General features: G+C 39.9%; 16 protein-coding genes. 4 read left to right on the top strand and 12 right to left on the bottom strand.

From position 1 onward, the window contains the following. Nucleotides 1-90 precede the first annotated feature (90 nt). From BSO02S_RS05285 to citZ, 4 genes are all read right to left on the bottom strand, one after another. Nucleotides 91-567, bottom strand: coding sequence for a MaoC/PaaZ C-terminal domain-containing protein (locus tag BSO02S_RS05285; RefSeq protein ID WP_066063562.1), 477 nt, complete (start codon nt 565-567; stop codon nt 91-93). A 90-nt stretch (nt 568-657) separates the two neighbouring features. Beyond that, a complete protein-coding gene (mdh, locus tag BSO02S_RS05280) occupies nt 658-1,596 on the bottom strand; it encodes a malate dehydrogenase (RefSeq protein ID WP_066063559.1) in 939 nt (312 codons plus the stop codon). A gap of 56 nt (nt 1,597-1,652) precedes the next feature. Further along, the gene (icd, locus tag BSO02S_RS05275; RefSeq protein ID WP_066063558.1) at nt 1,653-2,921 is read right to left on the bottom strand and encodes an NADP-dependent isocitrate dehydrogenase; all 1,269 of its coding nucleotides are present in this window, start codon (nt 2,919-2,921) and stop codon (nt 1,653-1,655) included. Nucleotides 2,922-3,059: 138 nt separating this feature from the next. After that, a complete protein-coding gene (citZ, locus tag BSO02S_RS05270) occupies nt 3,060-4,178 on the bottom strand; it encodes a citrate synthase (protein ID WP_066063556.1) in 1,119 nt (372 codons plus the stop codon). 691 nt (nt 4,179-4,869) lie between these two features. Here citZ and ytvI point away from each other — a divergent pair. Beyond that, a complete protein-coding gene (gene ytvI / locus BSO02S_RS05260) occupies nt 4,870-5,985 on the top strand; it encodes a sporulation integral membrane protein YtvI (RefSeq protein WP_066063551.1) in 1,116 nt (371 codons plus the stop codon). 57 nt (nt 5,986-6,042) lie between these two features. Here the strand turns inward: ytvI and pyk are convergent, their stop codons facing one another. The 7 genes from pyk to dnaE form a co-directional block, all read right to left on the bottom strand. Next, entirely contained in the window at nt 6,043-7,806 is a 1,764-nt protein-coding gene (gene pyk, locus BSO02S_RS05255) for a pyruvate kinase (RefSeq protein ID WP_066063549.1), read from the bottom strand. A gap of 31 nt (nt 7,807-7,837) precedes the next feature. Further along, the gene (gene pfkA, locus BSO02S_RS05250) at nt 7,838-8,797 is read right to left on the bottom strand and encodes a 6-phosphofructokinase (protein ID WP_066063546.1); all 960 of its coding nucleotides are present in this window, start codon (nt 8,795-8,797) and stop codon (nt 7,838-7,840) included. A gap of 304 nt (nt 8,798-9,101) precedes the next feature. After that, nucleotides 9,102-10,079 carry an acetyl-CoA carboxylase carboxyl transferase subunit alpha gene (gene accA / locus BSO02S_RS05245; RefSeq protein WP_066063542.1) on the bottom strand — a complete coding sequence of 326 codons (978 nt, stop codon included), beginning with the start codon at nt 10,077-10,079 and terminating at the stop codon, nt 9,102-9,104. Beyond that, nucleotides 10,073-10,951 (bottom strand): acetyl-CoA carboxylase, carboxyltransferase subunit beta, encoded by an 879-nt coding sequence (accD, locus tag BSO02S_RS05240; RefSeq protein WP_066063540.1) that lies wholly within the window; start codon nt 10,949-10,951, stop codon nt 10,073-10,075. The genes accA and accD overlap by 7 nt, the downstream gene beginning before the upstream one ends. Before the next feature lie 196 nt (nt 10,952-11,147). Further along, nucleotides 11,148-11,774: a FadR/GntR family transcriptional regulator gene (locus BSO02S_RS05235; RefSeq protein WP_342351983.1), complete on the bottom strand. Its 627-nt coding sequence runs from the start codon at nt 11,772-11,774 to the stop codon at nt 11,148-11,150. Between the two features lie 5 nt (nt 11,775-11,779). Then, a complete protein-coding gene (gene ystJ / locus BSO02S_RS05230; protein ID WP_066063536.1) occupies nt 11,780-13,018 on the bottom strand; it encodes an NADP-dependent malic enzyme in 1,239 nt (412 codons plus the stop codon). Nucleotides 13,019-13,144: 126 nt separating this feature from the next. Further along, on the bottom strand, nt 13,145-16,507 hold the full coding sequence (gene dnaE / locus BSO02S_RS05225) for a DNA polymerase III subunit alpha (protein WP_066063534.1): 3,363 nt from the start codon (nt 16,505-16,507) through the stop codon (nt 13,145-13,147). Between the two features lie 156 nt (nt 16,508-16,663). Between dnaE and ytrH the strand changes: the two genes are divergently transcribed. Continuing rightward, nucleotides 16,664-17,002, top strand: a complete 339-nt coding sequence (ytrH, locus tag BSO02S_RS05220) for a sporulation membrane protein YtrH (protein ID WP_066063531.1) — start codon at nt 16,664-16,666, stop codon at nt 17,000-17,002. Then, nucleotides 16,999-17,499, top strand: coding sequence for a sporulation membrane protein YtrI (gene ytrI / locus BSO02S_RS05215; RefSeq protein ID WP_066063526.1), 501 nt, complete (start codon nt 16,999-17,001; stop codon nt 17,497-17,499). Before ytrH ends, ytrI begins: the two co-directional genes overlap by 4 nt. A 52-nt stretch (nt 17,500-17,551) precedes the next feature. On the opposite strand, the gene BSO02S_RS05210 is transcribed toward ytrI, so the two are convergent. Further along, complete coding sequence (locus BSO02S_RS05210) at nt 17,552-18,496, bottom strand: DHH family phosphoesterase (protein ID WP_066063524.1); 945 nt, start codon at nt 18,494-18,496, stop codon at nt 17,552-17,554. Nucleotides 18,497-18,600: 104 nt separating this feature from the next. Here BSO02S_RS05210 and BSO02S_RS05205 point away from each other — a divergent pair, with 104 nt between their 5' ends. Next, nucleotides 18,601-18,912: a YtpI family protein gene (locus tag BSO02S_RS05205; RefSeq protein ID WP_066063522.1), complete on the top strand. Its 312-nt coding sequence runs from the start codon at nt 18,601-18,603 to the stop codon at nt 18,910-18,912. Nucleotides 18,913-18,922 lie beyond the last annotated feature (10 nt).

The raw sequence follows: 18,922 nt of genomic DNA, 5'->3' as shown, positions 1-18,922 counted from the left end.
TTTGCCCTCTCTTCGGGCTTTATGAAACGCTCTTATCGACCGTTCTCAGGCATTTTCCCTCTCTTCGGGCTTTATGAAAGCAATACTTTTTTAAAAATTCTCCAAAGCCTTCCCATGAATCTCTTCCAATCGGTGCGGCGGGCAAACTTTGACCTTCCCATTAATCACACTAACTTTTTTTTCATTCGTTCCAACCACTTTAATGACCACTGTATGCTCCTCACTCTTTACCTCGACCACTTCGAACAGAAACTCAACCGTTCCGTAATGATAGACAGGCTTAGGGAACTCAATTTCGTGGCTAATGATATGACTTCCTGGTCCCGGTAAATATTTTGATATGGCTGAGGTAATCATGCCTGTTAGCATAATACTAGGAACAATTGGTTTTTCAAATGGTGTTTGTGATGCATAGTCATGCTGTATGTAGAGAGGGTTGGCATCATCCGTTAATCCTAAATAAAGCAGAATATCCTTGTCTTCGATTTTTTCAGTCAAGGATAATTTTTCACCTACAGTTATTTCTTCAATCCTACGGCCTAATTTTCGTTTTTTTCCTAAAAGCATCTACTTCCACCCTCCAATGTAAACGATTTCATTATTGGTTTGAAAAAAATCCGGGGCCCCTCTTCTAGAGGCCCCGAATTTCAACTTCTATTAGGCTAAAACTTCCATGACACTGCGAACGGATTCAACTGATTTGTCCAATGCAGCTTTTTCATCAGCAGTAAGTTCTAGTTCGATTATTTTTTCAATACCACCTGCACCTAGGATGGTTGGAACACCTAGGTAGATGCCTTCATAGCCAAATTCACCTTCAAGATAAGCAATCGAAGGTAACACACGACGTTGGTCTTTAAGGATAGCCTCACACATTTCTACAAGTGATGCTGCAGGAGCATAATAAGCACTTCCATTTCCAAGAAGGTTTACGATCTCACCGCCGCCTGTTCTCGTACGGGCAACAATCGCTTCTAAGCGATCTTTAGGGATTAACGTTTCTAATGGAATGCCGCCAGCATAAGAATAACGGACAAGCGGAACCATGTCGTCTCCATGTCCACCCAATACAAAACCAGTCACATCTTTAACAGAAAGGTTTAATTCTTGAGCCACAAATGTACGGAAACGAGCAGTATCAAGCACACCTGATTGACCGATGACACGATTCTTAGGGAAACCTGATTCTTTGAATACAGTGTAAGTCATCGCATCAACTGGATTTGTTAACACAAGAATCGTACAGTTCGGGGAATATTTCACGATCTCCTGTGTAACACTTCTCATTACTTTTTGGTTTGTTTGCACTAAATCATCACGGCTCATCCCTGGCTTACGGGCAATACCAGCAGTGATCACAACAATATCCGAATCTTGGGTATCTTCGTAATTTGAAGTACCAGTAATATTTGCATCAAATCCTTGAACAGGACTTGCTTCAAGCATATCTAGCGCTTTACCTTTTGTTGGGTTTTCCATTTGCGGGATATCAACTAGAACGACATCACCAAGCTCTTTTTGTGCTAGTAGAAATGCAGTTGTAGCACCAGTAAATCCGCCGCCGATTACAGAAACCTTTTTACGTTTTAATGACATTTGTGACTCTCCCCTTTTTCGTATAATGTTTAGAGGGTTACGAAAAACACCCTAAATTACTCCATATTTTTGATTAATTCATCAGCAAATTCTGAAGTTTTTACCTCTTTTGCTCCATCCATTAAACGCGCGAAATCATATGTTACAACTTTAGATGCAATTGTTTTTTCTACTGATTTAATAACCATAGTTGCTGCCTCAGTCCAACCTAAGTGCTCAAGCATTAATACACCTGATAAAATAACAGATGATGGATTTACTTTATCAAGACCTGCATACTTAGGTGCAGTACCATGTGTTGCTTCAAAAATGGCATGTCCTGTTTCATAGTTGATATTAGCTCCCGGAGCAATTCCGATACCACCAACTTGCGCTGCAAGTGCATCCGAAATGAAGTCACCGTTTAAGTTCATTGTAGCCACAACATCAAACTCACGTGGGCGAGTAAGGATTTGTTGTAAGAAAATATCAGCAATGGCATCTTTCACGATGATTTTTCCAGCAGCTTCTGCATCAGTTTGTGCTTTGTTTGCTGCATCCGTTCCTTGCTCAGCTTTGATGCGATCATATTGAGCCCATGTAAAGACTTTATCACCAAATTCCTTTTCAGCAAGCTCATAACCCCAGTTTTTAAACGCGCCTTCAGTGAATTTCATGATATTACCTTTATGCACAAGGGTAAGGGATTTACGGCCTTCTTTAATTGCATAGTTAATCGCAGCACGCACTAGACGGCTTGTTCCCTCTTCAGAAATTGGCTTAATGCCGATACCAGAAGTTTCAGGGAATCTGATTTTCTTAACACCCATTTCATTTTGTAAGAAATCGATGACCTTTTTAGCCGCCTCAGTACCTTTTTCATACTCGATTCCAGCGTAAATATCTTCTGTGTTTTCACGGAAAATAACCATATCTGTATCTTGCGGACGCTTAACTGGTGAAGGAACACCTTCAAACCATCTTACAGGGCGCAAGCAGACAAATAAATCTAATTCCTGGCGCAACGCTACGTTCAATGAACGGATACCGCCGCCAACAGGAGTGGTTAATGGACCTTTAATGGCAATCAAATATTCATTGATTTCATCAAGTGTTTCTGATGGGAGCCATTCACCAGTTTGATTAAACGCTTTTTCTCCTGCTAAAACTTCTTTCCATACTAATTTACGTTCACCTTTATAGGCTTTTTCAACCGCTGCATTTAAAACTCTTTCAGACGCAGCCCAAATATCTGGCCCGATTCCGTCACCCTCAATAAATGGGATAATTGGATTGTTTGGTACATTTAATACTCCATCTTTAACCGTGATTTTTTCGCCTTGCATAGTTGTTTCCCCTCCTATTATGTAAAAAAGCTTGAGTAAAATTTTGAAGCATGTCACCGTTGACTTAGGTCAAAGGTTAGAGAGTTGCCTCTCTAACCTTTTCATTTTATCCTATTTTTCAGAAAAAGGGTAAATATATTAGCCTCTTTGCTCAATTGGAATATATTTCTGCATTCCAGGTCCAGTATATTCCGCACGTGGACGGATTAAACGGTTGTTTTCATATTGCTCAAGAATATGTGCAAGCCATCCAGATACACGGCTGACTGCAAAGATTGGAGTCATTAAATCGTGGTCAACCCCTAAGCTGTGATAAACCGATGCAGAAAAGAAATCAACGTTTGGCGGTAATTTCTTTTCGCCTGTAACAATGTTTTCAATCTTCACAGACATATCATACCAGTGTGGTTCCCCAGTTAATTCAGTTAATTTTTTGGACATTTCTTTTAAATGCTTGGCACGAGGATCACCTAGACGGTATACCCGATGTCCAAAGCCCATGATTTTTTCTTTCTTTTCTAGTTTTTCACGAACATATGGCTCAACATTTTCAAGTGTGCCAATTTCCGTAAGCATTTTCATTACGGCCTCATTCGCGCCGCCATGAAGTGGTCCTTTAAGTGCACCGATAGCCGCTGTTACTCCAGAATAAACGTCCGATAATGTAGCTACACAAACACGTGCTGTAAATGTAGATGCATTTAATTCATGATCAGCATGTAATACAAGCGCTTTATCAATCGCTTCCACTGCAATTGCTTCTGGTTCTTTGCCAGTTAACATGTATAAGAAATTCGCGGCAAAGCTTAAATCCAGTTTAGGTGCGACTGGTTCAAGACCTTTTCTCACACGCGCAAATGTTGCTACAATTGCTGGCATTTTTGCCTGAAGGCGAATTGCTTTTTTATAATTTGACTCTGTATCCATTAAATCAGCTTCGTCATCATAGATTCCTAATAGAGAAACAGCTGTACGAAGTGCTGCCATTGGATGAACTTTTTGCATTGGAAACAGCTTAAAGTGTTCGATTACTTCTTGTGGTAATGCTGAATTTTCAGCAAGTTCTTTTTTCAATTCTGCTAACTGTTCGGCATTCGGCAATTTACGGTGCCATAATAAATAGATTACCTCTTCAAAGCTTGCATTCACGGCTAAATCATCAATGTCGTAGCCAGCGTATGTTAGCGTGTCATCAATAATTGAACTGATGGAGGATGTTGTTGCCACTACCCCTTCAAGACCTCGTGTTACTGTCATAATAAATCTCTCCTTCACTTTCTAAATTTCCCCATTACCCCATTTTGTAACTATTTGAAAAATCAACCGGAAGACTTTTATCTATTCCGGTCTAATTGAAAGAAATGGCATAAAATATTATATACCAATTCGATTACAAACTCCTTTTTTAGTAGTTGGCCTGACTCTACTGGTAACTGAGCGATTGCTCGGGATGTGAGCAAGCCGTTTGGATGTCTTTCCTTTACAAGAAATAAATTATTTTACAAGTAATTCAGCATTTATATATGGTTTATGTAAAAAAGGATACGCTTACAAGCCTATTATAAACAATTATCAGATTTTTGGGAATGAAAAGGAGGTAAAAATGCAAAAAAATATTATTTCACAAACAATAAGGCTGAAAATAGAAAAAACCTTCATGACTTTATAAGCGATAACAAAGCAAATTAGCGGGTCGCACAATACACCATAAAAATAGAAAAGTGACCATTTAACAATTATTGTTACTATCCCGCGGTCATATTATCGTACCATAATATTTTAAAAAAGAGGCAATGAAGGTTTATGGTTATTTATTATAAAACCTTTAACCAATAGTGTTGTAATATGTTTTTAATAGGATAAGTTTTTTTGGAAAATTATGCAGTTCATCTCAGATAATGTTAAACTAAAACTACCAATTTACATATAAAAAGGAGGTTTGCCTGCTTTGAATCCAAAGTATATATACCGGACAATCCGCTTTTTAATTGTCGTAGGTGCCGTTGTTTTGTTTCTTTACCTTTTTTATCATTTGTCACAAGTGACCTATCCATTTTTAATTGGGCTTATTATTGCATTTTTGATAAATCCACTTGTAAATATTTTTGAAAAAAAGGTGAAAATGCCTCGGGTACTTGCTGTTTTGGTAGCACTTGTTATTATTTTCGCCCTATTTGCAGGGTTACTAACGCTGTTAATAGCTGAGCTTGTCTCTGGTGCTGCCTATTTAGCTAATGTTGTGCCAGCACACCTGGATACATTAATTGGCTATATTGAGGAGTACTTCACAGCCCAGATCCTTCCAATTTATGATCAATTAACAAGTGTATTTAAAAAGCTTGATACTGGTCAGCAGAATACCATCATTGGAAATATTCAAAACGTAGGGACAAAAATTGGCTCAACGGTTGGTACGTTTATAAAAAATCTATTTGGAAATATTCCTAATATCCTATCCTGGTTTCCAAATGCGGCGACGGTTCTGATATTTTCTCTATTGGCTACCTTCTTTATTAGTAAGGATTGGTATCGCTTGTCAGCCATGGGAGGCAAGCTCCTGCCAGAGAAAGCAAAAAGGAGCGGCAGAACCGTATTTATTGATTTGAAAAAGGCATTATTTGGTTTTCTCAAGGCACAGCTTACGCTTATTTCGATTACAACTGTAATTATTCTGATTGGTTTGCTTATCCTAAGGGTCGATTATGCGATAACGATTGCACTAGTAACGGGAATCGTTGACCTACTTCCCTATCTTGGGACAGGGTTAGTATTTGTACCATGGATTGTTTATACGGCTATCGGCGGTGATATGGGCCTTGCTATTGGTTTAGGTGTCCTTTATATAATTGTCCTTGTTCAAAGGCAAATTATGGAGCCAAAGATCTTGTCTTCCAGTATTGGTTTGGATCCGTTAGCAACCTTGATTGCGTTATTTGTCGGATTTAAATTAATTGGTTTTTTAGGATTAATTGTCGGCCCTGTCACCCTTGTTATTATTAGCACCCTTTATCGTGCCCATGTCTTTCATGATCTTTGGGGATTCATTATGGGAAAGGAAGCATAGAGCCTTTACAAAAAACGTCAGCTCCCGCAATGGAAAGCTGACGTTTTTTCATATAATTTAAAGCACGCTTGCGTGGCCGTTATAAATAACTCCTCGTGTCGCATCAACTGTTATCTCTTGGCCGTCTTTAAACAATCCTAGAGCATTATCTACACCGACAATAACTGGAATGCTTAGGTTTAAGCCAACTACTGCCGCGTGGCTCGTTAATCCGCCTTCTTGAGTAATAAGCGCCGCACATTTTTCAATGGCTGGAACCATTTCACGATCGGAACCGAGCGTAACAAGAATCGAACCTGGCTTCACTTTTTCTAAAGCTTCCTTGGCATCATGGGCAAGGACCACTTTACCAAAAGCTGACCTCCGGCCAATCCCCTGCGCTTTTGTAATGATATCGCCGACAACATGAATCTTCATCAAATTCGTAGTACCTGCTTCACCAACAGGGACACCTGCCGTGATTACTACTAAATCACCTCGTTTAACGATACCGCTATTTAAACTTTCTTCAACTGCAATATCAAGCATTTCATCTGTTGTTGTTGCCATTCTTCCATGCTGTGGATACACCCCCCAGACAAGTGACAGACGACGGCAAACATGTTCATTTGCTGTCACAGCAACAATGGCTGCTTTCGGACGATACCTAGAAATCATCCTTGCTGTATGTCCACTTTCCGTTGGGGTAATAATCGATCTTACTTCTAGGTTTAGAGCTGTATGGGCAACAGATTGTCCAATCGCATCTGTAAGATTGTGTTCAGTATCTTTACTCCGGCTTGATAAAATTTCTTTATGATCTAAGGCCGTCTCTGCTCTTGAAGCAATATTGTTCATGGTTTGAACTGCTTCCACTGGATATAGGCCAGCCGCTGTTTCACCTGAAAGCATGATAGCGTCTGTACCATCAAAAATGGCATTGGCGACATCACTGGCCTCCGCACGTGTAGGTCTTGGGTTCCTCTGCATGGAATCAAGCATTTGCGTAGCAGTAATAACCGGTTTTCCAAGCGCATTACACTTCTTAATTAACATTTTTTGAACAAGCGGTACTTCTTCAGCTGGGATTTCAACTCCTAAATCCCCGCGGGCAACCATCAGACCATCAGAGATTTCAAGGATTTCATCAATATTATCCACGCCCTCCTGGTTTTCAATCTTAGGAATAATGTGGATATGTGTTGCTTTACTTTCTTCTAAAAGCTGGCGGATTTCTAACACATCTTTTGCCCGGCGTACAAATGAAGCAGCAATAAAATCAACGTTTTGTTCAATTCCAAAGAGAATATCCTGTGTATCCTTCTCGGTAATACCCGGTAGATTAACCGAAACGCCAGGGACGTTTACACCTTTTTTATTTTTCAATGTGCCGCTGTTTAAAATCTTTGTATGGATTTCATTTGCTGTTTTATTCACTTCAGTTACTTCAAGACCAATTAAACCATCATCTAGTAGAATTTTAGAACCTACATGTACGTCCTCAATTAACCCCGGATATGTAACGGAAAACTTCTGCGCTGTTCCTTCTACCTCTGTCATTGATACAATGATATTATCTCCTGCCTTAAGCTCAATCGCACCGTTAATCATATTGTTCGTCCGAATTTCCGGACCTTTTGTATCTAACAGAATAGCCACGGTTTTTCCGGTAAGAGCCGCCGCTTCGCGAATATTTTGAATCCGCGCACCATGTTCAACAAAATCTCCATGTGAAAAATTCAATCGGGCAACATTCATGCCTGCATTGATTAAATCAGTTAATTTTTCTACGCTTTCACTCGCTGGACCTATTGTACAAACAATTTTAGTCTTTCGTAACATTCTTGTTTCCTCCTCATTGGTGGATCAAATCTTATATTGATAATTCCTGTGATAAATTATAAATGTCAAGATCTAATGTGTGTTCTCTACCCAAAGCCTCAATGATGTCATAATCTACAAGGCAATTTCTTTCCATTCCGACTGCGCGTCCGCCTTTTCCTTCAATAAGGAGTTCCACCGCCCTTGCTCCTAATCTGCTTGCAAGAACTCGGTCAGAAGCACTTGGCGAACCTCCACGCTGAATATGACCCAAGACAGAAACCCTTGTATCAAAGCTTGTTGCTTCTTCAAGTTGTTTTGCAAACTCATAACCGCTGCAAACTCCTTCAGCGACAACAATAATACTATGTTTCTTCCCCCGCTCTTTTCCTTTAAGAAGGCGATCTGCAATGTCGTTTATATCATACTTTTCTTCCGGAATTAAAATGGTTTCAGCCCCGCCTGCAAGTCCAGCCCATAGGGCAATATCACCGGCGTTGCGACCCATTACCTCAATAACAAATGTTCTTTCATGTGATGTGGCCGTGTCGCGGATCTTATCCACAGCACCTATGACCGTATTTAAAGCCGTATCGAAACCAATCGTACGCTCTGTGCCGGGAATATCATTATCGATTGTGCCCGGTACACCAACACATGGAAAACCTTGTTCAGTTAAAGCTTTTGCCCCGCGGTAGGAACCGTCACCGCCAATTACAACAAGCCCTTCGATGCCATGTGCTTTAAGCTGCTCAATCCCTTTTTGTTGGCCTTCTTTTGATTTAAATTCTGGACAGCGGGCTGATTGAAGCATCGTACCCCCGCGGTGAATAATATCACCCACAGAACCAAGTTCAAGCTTTTTTATATTTCCGCACATAAGTCCAGTGTAGCCGCCATAAATACCATAAACCTCAACATTATGAAAAATTGCTTTACGGACAACAGCTCGAATAGCAGGATTCATCCCCGGGGAATCCCCGCCACTTGTAAGCACTCCTATTTTTTTCATCGCAATCACCTCATATTTTATAAGAAAACTATGTATACATTTAATAGTAAGGTAAAAATAAACATTCTGTTCCTATTTTACTTCTTTTATTATTTACTTAAAACCTGCGAATATTTATAAAATACCATGTAGAAATGACGATAACAACCTTATGGTATTCGCAATTAGAATAGGCGGAATAGTTAGTTAACTGCAAACGTTTTATTTAACATTGTAAGCGCCATCAGCGTCTTTTCAGGAGATTTTCCGTGAACTATTTGTGAACAAAACGAAAATAAAACGTGCCCGGATGAGCACGTTTATTTTAATTTACTTCAATGAAATCATTGATTAAACCGTACTCACCGATGGTCCTGAAACGATTGTAACGATCCGTTATTAATTCATCTTCGGACAATTTTAGGAGCTCTTGGAGTGATGCTTTAAGTATTTTATCGATAGCTTCCGCCTGCTTTGGTACATCCTTATGTGCTCCACCCTTAATTTCCGGAATGATTGCATCAATGATGCCCAGTTCTTTCAAATCAGGCGCAGTAATTTTCATCGTTTCTGCAGCATTTTTGGCTAATGCTGAGTCTTTCCACAAAATAGCTGCTGCTCCTTCAGGGGAAATGACCGAGTAGGTTGAATTCTCCAGCATGTAAATGCGGTTCCCCACTCCAAGTGCCAGCGCACCACCGCTTCCGCCTTCACCAATAACGATACATATCACCGGAACCTTTAGCCCCGCCATTTCAAGCAGATTGCGGGCAATCGCTTCACTTTGGCCTCGTTCTTCAGCCGCTTTCCCGGGATAAGCGCCTTTTGTATCAATAAAACAAATAATCGGACGCTTAAATTTATCCGCCTGTTTCATTAAGCGAAGTGCTTTTCGGTAGCCTTCCGGATGCGGCATGCCAAAGTTTCTGCGAATATTTTCTTTCGTGTCTTTTCCCCTTTGGTGTCCAATAACCGTAACAGGCAGGCCTCTATATTTAGCAATTCCGCCGACAATAGCCTCATCATCACCAAAGGTTCTATCGCCGTGACATTCAAAAAAGTCATCAAATATTTGCGAAATATATTCTAGTGTTGTTGGTCTACTTGGAAGACGTGCAATTTGTACTCGATCCCAAGGCTTAATGTTTTCATAAATATCTTGCTCAAGCTTTTCAAGCCTAGCCTCTAATTTGCTTATTTCTGAACTTAAATCCACATCTGCGGTTTTCGTAAACTCTTTTAATTCATTGATTTTCTTTGTTAACTCCAATACGGGTCGTTCAAATTCTAATTCTCCTACCATATTTGTTCACCTACCGGTTGATGGATTTCTAGAATGGTCGTAATCTTTCCGATTAGATCAAGGCGTGGTATGATGGCATCGAGCTGCCCATGTTTTAAAAGAAACTCGGCTGTTTGAAAATCCTCCGGCAATTCCTCACGGATGGATTGTTCAATTACCCTGCGGCCGGCAAACGCGATTAATGCTCCAGGTTCAGCAAAATTGAAATCACCTAATGATGCGAAGCTTGCGGATACACCGCCTGTTGTCGGGTGTGTCATGATTGAAATAAATAAGCCGCCATTATTGCTGAACCGCTTTAATGCCACACTTGTTTTTGCCATTTGCATTAAGCTTAATGCGCCTTCCTGCATTCTTGCACCACCTGAAGCAGTGAAAATAATAAACGGGACTGATAATTCATCCGCTTTTTCAACGGCTTGGGTAATTTTTTCTCCTACAACGGAACCCATGCTTCCCATTCGAAAAGTAGAATCCATAATGGCCAAAACAATACTATGTCCATTTACAGTCCCTGTTCCGGTTACAACCGCTTCATTAAGTTTACTTTTCTGTCGATCCTTTTCAAGTTTCTCAAGGTATTCTGGAAAATTGAGAGGATTCTCTGAGACCATGTTTTCATTGAATTCTTGAAAACTGCCCTCATCAATGAAGCTTTCAATTCTTTCCTTTGAATTCATTGAAAAATGATGCCCGCAATGCAAGCATACCTTTAAGTTTTTCACTAATTCCTTTGTATACATGATTTTCTTACATGAAGGGCATTTTGTCATTATTCCTTCAGGAACATCATTTTTTGCAGTTTCAGTCGGAATTGTTGCATATTTTCGCTTTTTTGGTTGATTTTTTGTAAAAAGATCTTTAAGCGCCAAAATTAAACCTCCCTTGTATAACGGCAGCACCGGTTGGCAAGTATCTCCATATAATCCTTTTAAAAGTCTTTCTTTCCAACCTAAAATTCATACGGACTTGCCTTCAAAAAGTGGTCAGACCACTAGATGATTAAAAACGCCCTTATCTTTGGGCTTGTTTTATTACCACTATAAAATAAAAAATGTTCAAAATCTGTTAGTATTTGTCGTTAAAAAATGACAAATTACGGAGTTTGCAATACGCAGAAATTGTTTTTTCTTCACTTTTTTCAGCTAAAGCTTCGCACAAAAGTAGATAGTCTTCACGCTTATTCACGATATCTTCAGCCTCTAATGAATAGTAATATTCCTTTAAAATGATCCAAATTCTTAAGAAAAGATGGTTATCCGCTGTCCCGATAATCCGCTGAAAAAACTCATCATCAGTAAAGCTGTCTGTTTTCACTACCCAATCTTTTAAATTGGCATGATTTTGATCATTCATTTTTTTAAGTGCTAATCGCAGACAATCCATCTCAAGATAGTTTTTTGTTTCAAAAACATCCCGTTTTGCTCTTTCATCCTGCAAAATAAAGGTACTGAGAAGCTGTACCAGCTGGTGACCGCGAAAGTCTCTGATAAACGTCCCTTCGCCCCTTCTGGTTTCAATTAAGCCCAATAATTCCAAGGCTCTGAGTGCTTCACGAACGGAAGAGCGCCCGAAATTCAGGCGCTCAGACAATTCTCGTTCAGAAGGAATCTTATCTCCAGTCTTAAGTCCATCAATAGTAATCATTTCTCTTAGCTGTTTTACTATTTCTAAGTATACTTTTGTATTTGTCACTTATTTCACTCACTTTTACCAATAATAGCGAGCCTTTGTGTTTTTTCTTTAACATCTTCCGGGTCTACTTTTATACGGGCTACCCCTGTTTCCATAGCTGCCTTTGCCACTGCGGCAGCGACATTCGGAGCTACTCTTGGGTCAAAGGGTGCTGGGATGACATAATCAGCATTCAGCTCATCTTCACTGATTAAACCCGCAATAGCTTCCACTGCAGCTACTTTCATTTTTTCGTTAATATGTGTGGCACGAACATCAAGAGCTCCACGGAAAATGCCCGGAAAAGCAAGGACATTGTTTACTTGGTTAGGAAAGTCAGAACGGCCTGTACCAACTACTTTTGCTCCTGCTGCTTTTGCGAGGTCCGGCATGATTTCAGGGTCTGGATTAGCCATAGCAAAAATAATCGAATCCGGATTCATGGATTCCACCATTTCTTTTGTTAGTGCCCCTGCAACGGAAACCCCAATAAAGACATCGGCACCTTTGATTACATCTGCAAGAGTGCCTTCTGCGCTGTCTCGATTAGTAAATTTGGCGACTTCGGCCTTAACCGCATTCATCCCATGCGGACGACCCTCGTAAATCGCCCCTTTTGTATCACACATAATGATATCTCTTACACCATAGCTATATAATAATTTAATGATTGCAATCCCGGCTGCACCCGCACCGCTTGCTACCACTTTTATTTCGGTCATTTTTTTACCAACAAGTTTAAGGGCGTTGACAAGACCTGCTACCGTAACAATAGCTGTGCCATGTTGATCATCATGAAAAATAGGAATATTTGCTTCTTTTTTCAATCTTTCTTCAATGACAAAACAACTTGGAGCAGCGATATCTTCTAGATTTACGCCACCAAATGTTGGTTCAAGTAACTTTACCGTTTCAACAATTTTGTCTATGTCTGTCGTGTTTAAACAGATGGGAAACGCATCAACACCGGCAAAGCTTTTAAAAAGAACGGCCTTTCCTTCCATTACAGGAAGTGCTGCTTCCGGTCCAATATTGCCAAGTCCTAACACAGCCGTGCCATCGGATACAATAGCTACCATATTTCCCTTCATGGTATAATCGTAAACCGTTTCCGGCTTTTCATATATTTCTTTACATGGCTCTGCCACACCTGGAGAATAGGCTAAACTTAAATCATGGGCATTCCGGACCGGAACCTTTGATTTCGATTCTAATTTTCCTTTATTAATTCGATGCATATGCAATGCTTCTTCACGTAAAGTCAATATATGTCACCCCTTATATTTTTACAAAAAGTTAAAAAATATCCCGCTATATGTAGTCCGATTATTGGTGTTCTACCCACACTTGTCTCATTATCACTATAACATATCTTCGTTAGTTGTAAAGAATTAATCCTTCAGAACCACATTTTTAGAACCAAGAATATTTCTTAACATTTGCTGTAATTCGGGGGTTGGATTGGTATTATTTTCAGCCCCAAGCCTGATGGTTTTCCGGGTTGTTTCATAATGCAAAATCACGCCGGCTTCACCTCTATTTTCTTTAAGGAGCTGATTTATTTGCTGCAGCGATTTTTCGTCCTGTTTATCACCGGCAATTTTCAAATATAACATTGGCTGCTGCACAGGTTTTGATTCTAGCCACTGTTCTAAATCAAAAACTTGTTGAATGATTAATTGCGGCTTTCCGTCGCGTTCCTCCAATTTCCCTTCAAGTAACGCAAATTCCCCATGCCCTAATAGGGACACATATTTTTTGTAAACTGTTGGAAAGGCAACTGCTTCCATCTCTCCGCTTGAGTCACTAACGGTTAGAAAGGCCATCGATTCGCCTTTTTTGGTGCGAATCGATTTCAGAAATGAAATATATACTCCCGACACCATCCGTTTTGGGTTATTTTTTCTATCAAATAGTGCTAGTGCCCCCCGTTGCTTGAGCTCCTTTTCATATATAGAAATTGGATGGTCAGAGAGGTAAAAGCCGAGTGCCTCTTTTTCGAATTTCAGCTTATTTTCCTGACTAATTGGGTCAACTTGAACATATTTTGGTTTTGGAATCATTTCATCCTCAAATAAGACGGACTGGCTTGTATCCTCCGGTTTAAATATCTGAGCATGTTCGATTGCCACATCCAAACTGGCAAGCAAGACGGCACGATCTTCACCAAATTCATCAAAACATCCAGAGTGAACAAGAAATTCCAATGTTTTTCGGTTAATTGCTTTAGAGGAAACCCTTATGCAAAAATCAAATAGGTCAGCAAACCTTTTCTTTTTCCTGGCTTGGAAGATTTCCTTTAATGCTGCTGCCCCAACACTTTTAATGGCAGCTAGACTGTAGCGGATACCCTTTTCTTCCACCTGAAAAGAGTATCCACTGTTGTTGATGGATGGGGGCAGGACGTCAATTTCCTTTTGTTTTGTTTCCATGATGTATTGCGCTATTTTCGTGTCATTTCCAATCGCAGAAGTAAGTAACCCCGCCATGAAAAAGGTTGGAAAATTCGCCTTCAAAAAGCCCAGCTGATAAGCAATCATACTGTAGGCAACGGCGTGGCTCCGGTTAAAACCATAATTGGCAAAACGGACAATTAAATCATAAATTTCATTTGCAAGGGTTTGTTCATAGCCTTTTTTTAAAGCTCCCTGGACAAAATGATTCCGCTCTTTATCAAGAATATCCTTTTTCTTTTTCCCAACAGCTCTTCTTAACAGATCGGCTTCTCCAAGAGAGAAGCCTGCCATTTTTGAAGCAATCTGGATAATTTGTTCTTGGTAGACAATGACCCCATAGGTGTTCTCAAGGATGGGCAGCAAATCCGGGTGTGGATATTCCACTTTCTTTCTGCCGTGTTTTCGGTCAATAAAGAGTGGAATATTTTCCATTGGGCCGGGCCGGTACAGTGCATTGACAGCGACGATATCCTCAAAACGTGTTGGCTTTAGGCGGGTTAAAACCTTTCGCATCCCCTCTGACTCAAGCTGAAATATACCGGTGGTCTCTCCTTTTGCTAACAAGTTGAAAGTGTCAGAATCCTCTAACGGAATCGTGCCGATGTTTACTTTCTTACCGCTTTTACGATAAATCGAAGATAAAATCGATTCAATTAGTGTTAAGTTTCTAAGGCCAAGAAAGTCCATTTTCAAGAGCCCGATTTCTTCAAGATATTCCATCGAATACTGCGTTAAAAACACATGATTAGATCCGCGCTGAATCGGGACTAATTCAATCAGCTGCTTTTCGCTAATAACCACACCTGCTGCATGTGTCGAGGTATGACGCGGCAGACCTTCTAATTTTAAAGCCGTCTCAAAAAGCCTTTGGTTCAGCGGGGTCTCATTAATAAACCTTCTTAGCGGTTCAGATTCCTTATAGGCCGCTTGCAGGTCGACTCCTAAACGAGACGGGATAAGCCTGGATAAATGCTCCAGTTCTTTTGAATTTAATCCGAATACCCTGCCGACATCCCTTAGGGCTGCTTTTGCGGCCAGCGTTCCAAACGTAACGATTTGGGCGACATGCAGTTCTCCGTATTTCACTAAGACATATTCAATCACTTCGTCACGACGGTGGTCCGGAAAATCAATATCAATATCGGGCATCGAAATTCGCTCGGGATTTAGAAATCGCTCAAATAATAGATTATGCTTTATCGGATCCACTTCGGTAATATATAATACATAGGCAACAAGCGACCCTGCAGCAGACCCGCGTCCTGGTCCAGTCAAAATTCCGTGCTCGCGGGCATATCTCATAAAATCCCAGACAATTAAAAAATAGTTGCTAAACTTCATTCGATTAATGACTGCTAATTCATAAGACAAACGTTCCAAATATTCCTCAGATGGCGCGCCAAAGCGTTCGTCTAAACCCTTCTTACACAAAACTTCGAGGTATTCTTCTGCCGGGATTCCATTTTCAGTCGGGAAGACAGGCAGATAGGTTTTATTTAGTTCAATGTTTACATTGCACCGTTCGGCAATTCGGAGCGTATTTTCCAAAGCTTCCGGAACTTCAGAAAATCTTTCCGTCATTTCCGCGGCTGTTTTCAAATAGAATTGATCACTTTCCAGCTTTTCTCTATGGTCATCCTGCAATTTATCGCCATTTTTAATAGCTAGCAGACATTCCTGAGCAAACATATCTTCTTTTTCTAAATAATGCACTCGGTTTGTGGCTATTAAAGGGATCGTCATTTCTTGTGAAATCGCGTGCATCAGCTTATTTAGTTGTAATTCTTGTTCAAGGTGATGATTTTGAATCGAAAGAAAAAAATTACCGCTCCCGAAAATATCATCTAGTTTTCTGATTAAATCCCCGGCATATTCCTCTTTGTCATTCAAGAGGGATTGCTCAATTTCCCCTTCAATCCCGGGAGTGATTGCAATAAGACCCTCAGCGTAATGTTTCAGCCATTTTAGCGGCAGACCATTATCAACTTTTGTTTGAACCGCACTGGAGATCTTTAATAGATTTTTATATCCTAGATCGTTTTCAGCGAGTAAGACAAGTGGATAGGACGTGTTTGCTGCGATATCACTCTCAATATCCACAGTTAACCCGATGATTGGTTTCAGATTATTTTTCTTACACAATTTATAAAACTCAATCGTACCGTACATCACGTTTCTGTCCGTTAAAGCGATAGCAGAAAAGCCCTTTTTAGTTGCATTTTCTATTAATCCCTGGACAGACGCCGTACTCGTCAACAAGCTATACGCACTATATACATGCAGGTGAATAAAAGACATTTTGTCACCCCCTTAATTACTTAATCTCTTTCTCTATTATAGAACCTTTTTACGAAAAAAGAAAATATGTTCTCATTTTAAAAAACATATTCGAAAGGCTTTGTCCATATAAATCAGTATAGAGGTATTTGATCATGTGCGAGGGCGGTTGAGGGAATGAAAGAAATTGGTTTTTTTCCTGCTTTTATTGAAAGTTACTTTATTGCCTTAGGCGTTGTCCTTGGCGGTTCACTGATCGGGGGAATTGCATCATTCTTAACGGGACAACCTCCGCTTACCACCGTCTATCGTTTGTCATCTGCCTTAAGAATATGGGCCATCGTAGCAGCAATTGGCGGGACATTTGATGCGGTGTATACATTTGAAAGAGGGTTATTTAACGCGGAAACAAAGGACATTTTCAAACAATTTTTATTGATCCTTTCTGCTTTAGGAGGCGCCCAGACAGGAGCACTTATTATTAATTGGTTGACACAGGAGCATATTTCACCATGAGAATTCCCCCTTATTATCGGAGACCCTCGTGGCAGCGTTTTTTTGCTGGAATGGTGATTGGCGGGGTCCTAAGCTGGTGTGTGTTTTTATTTATTTACGGCGACTGGCAGGAAGAAAATACAGAATTGATTCGCAAACAGAGGCAGGATATTATTGACTTAAATGAAGAAAAAAAGATTTGGCAGGATGAATATAAGCAGATAAATAAGCGCAACATTGAGCAGCTCACTGTCCAGAAAATTAATATAAAAATTATCAACTCTGAAAAATATAAACTGGATTCATTAAGTGTGCTTGAAACAGAAGACTCCGTTCGAGATGACATTAGTATGATGTTGGCCAAGGATCTAGAGACTGTTTATAAAAGTAAGGATTTGCTTAAAAAGATCATTGAAAACAAACCAGTAAAATTAAATGAAAAACGCTACAAGCTTAAGGTGAAGGAAATGGTTATTTATACAAACCTATCGATTCAGTTAGATATAGAATTTGAATAATAAAAAGGAACGGCGCGATAAAACGAGCCGTTCCTTTTTTTGTAGAAAGAATCTATTTGGAATAATTTTCGCAGACTTCATCAAGTTCCTTTAAGACATGGTCCACTTCGTCCCACGAATAGATTGAAGCACCCGATGCAAGCGGATGTCCTCCGCCATTGAACTTTCTGGCAACTCCATTGATGACTGGACCCTTCGAACGTAGCCGCACCCGGATTTGATCGCCTTCCTCAATGAAAAAGACCCATGCTTTAATTCCTTTTACATTTCCCAATATGCCGACAAGGAGCGATGCCTCTGATGGTTTAGCCCCATATTCCGTTAATAATTCCTTTGTGAGCAGGACAGAAGCAACACCATTTGGCTGAAGCTTGAAATTTTGGAGAATATAACCGTTTAATTTGATGATATGGGAATCCAATTCATACATCCGATCAAACAGTTCTGTACGTGAGAAATTATAGTGGATTAATTCCCCTGCATAGGCAAACGTTTTTTCCGTTGTACTTGGGAAAAGGAATCTTCCTGTATCGCCGACAATTCCGGCGTATAACAGTCTTGCAGCTTCGTCATTTATTTTCAATCCTCTTTCTTTTCCGTTTAAATAAAATTCATAAATCATTTCGCTGCATGAGCTCGCATTGGTGTCGACCCACAATAAATCACCATACGGGTCTTCGTTTGGATGATGATCAATTTTTATCAATTGATCACCCAGTGAGTAACGGCTGTCACAAATTCTTTCCGCATTAGCCGTATCACATACAATTACCAAGGCCCCTTGATATACTTCATCATCAATCACATCAAGTCTGCGCATGTAATGAAGGGTCGGTTCCTCTAAACCAACTGCATAAACCTTTTTGTTCGGATAGGACTCTTGTAATATCGCTGCCAATCCCCCCTGCGAACCATAGGCATCCGGGTCAGGACGGACATGGCGATGGATAATGATGGTTTCATATTGTTCAATTGCTGCTAAAATTTGTTCAAACATGGACACTGCTCCTTTACCATCAAATCATTAAAGAACGAATTATGGCTTTTTTTTTAATAACACGTTAAAATAAAGAAGATTTTCAAAACCTGGAGGAACATATTATGTTAGTACTTGTTGTTTTAATTGCTCTGCTATTTGCTTTCTATTTATTTTATAAAACAAAATACTTCAGAAGCAACCGTTTAGTAGAAAAGAAATGGCTTTCTGCTAAATCAAATATTGCTTTAGGCCTTTTTGTCAGCTTATTTGGCATTAATCACCTTATATTCATTTCAGAATCTACAGTCTCTTATATTGTTGCCGCTTTATTTATTATTTATGGTGCTGTATTTACTTGGATTGGTTTTAAAAAGTATAAACACTATCTTCCCTTTGCCATCGAGGAAGCAAAACTCTTCAATGCACAGGAATAAACTTGAGCCG

It is taken from the genome of Neobacillus soli NBRC 102451, assembly GCF_001591665.1.
GTDB lineage: Bacteria > Bacillota > Bacilli > Bacillales > Cytobacillaceae > Neobacillus > Neobacillus soli.
The sequence above is the reverse complement of the archived record's forward strand: the minus strand, read 5'-3'. Positions and strand labels throughout refer to the sequence as shown.

Coding starts and splice junctions, on each gene's coding strand:
- ytrI (WP_066063526.1), top strand. CDS start 16,999: ATGAGAATTCCCCCTTATTATCGGAGACCCTCGTGGCAGCGTTTTTTT.
- citZ (WP_066063556.1), bottom strand. CDS start 4,178: ATGACAGTAACACGAGGTCTTGAAGGGGTAGTGGCAACAACATCCTCC.
- accA (WP_066063542.1), bottom strand. CDS start 10,079: ATGGTAGGAGAATTAGAATTTGAACGACCCGTATTGGAGTTAACAAAG.
- pfkA (WP_066063546.1), bottom strand. CDS start 8,797: ATGAAAAAAATAGGAGTGCTTACAAGTGGCGGGGATTCCCCGGGGATG.
- BSO02S_RS05205 (WP_066063522.1), top strand. CDS start 18,601: ATGTTAGTACTTGTTGTTTTAATTGCTCTGCTATTTGCTTTCTATTTA.
- mdh (WP_066063559.1), bottom strand. CDS start 1,596: ATGTCATTAAAACGTAAAAAGGTTTCTGTAATCGGCGGCGGATTTACT.
- BSO02S_RS05285 (WP_066063562.1), bottom strand. CDS start 567: ATGCTTTTAGGAAAAAAACGAAAATTAGGCCGTAGGATTGAAGAAATA.
- ytrH (WP_066063531.1), top strand. CDS start 16,664: ATGAAAGAAATTGGTTTTTTTCCTGCTTTTATTGAAAGTTACTTTATT.
- icd (WP_066063558.1), bottom strand. CDS start 2,921: ATGCAAGGCGAAAAAATCACGGTTAAAGATGGAGTATTAAATGTACCA.
- pyk (WP_066063549.1), bottom strand. CDS start 7,806: ATGTTACGAAAGACTAAAATTGTTTGTACAATAGGTCCAGCGAGTGAA.
- BSO02S_RS05210 (WP_066063524.1), bottom strand. CDS start 18,496: ATGTTTGAACAAATTTTAGCAGCAATTGAACAATATGAAACCATCATT.
- dnaE (WP_066063534.1), bottom strand. CDS start 16,507: ATGTCTTTTATTCACCTGCATGTATATAGTGCGTATAGCTTGTTGACG.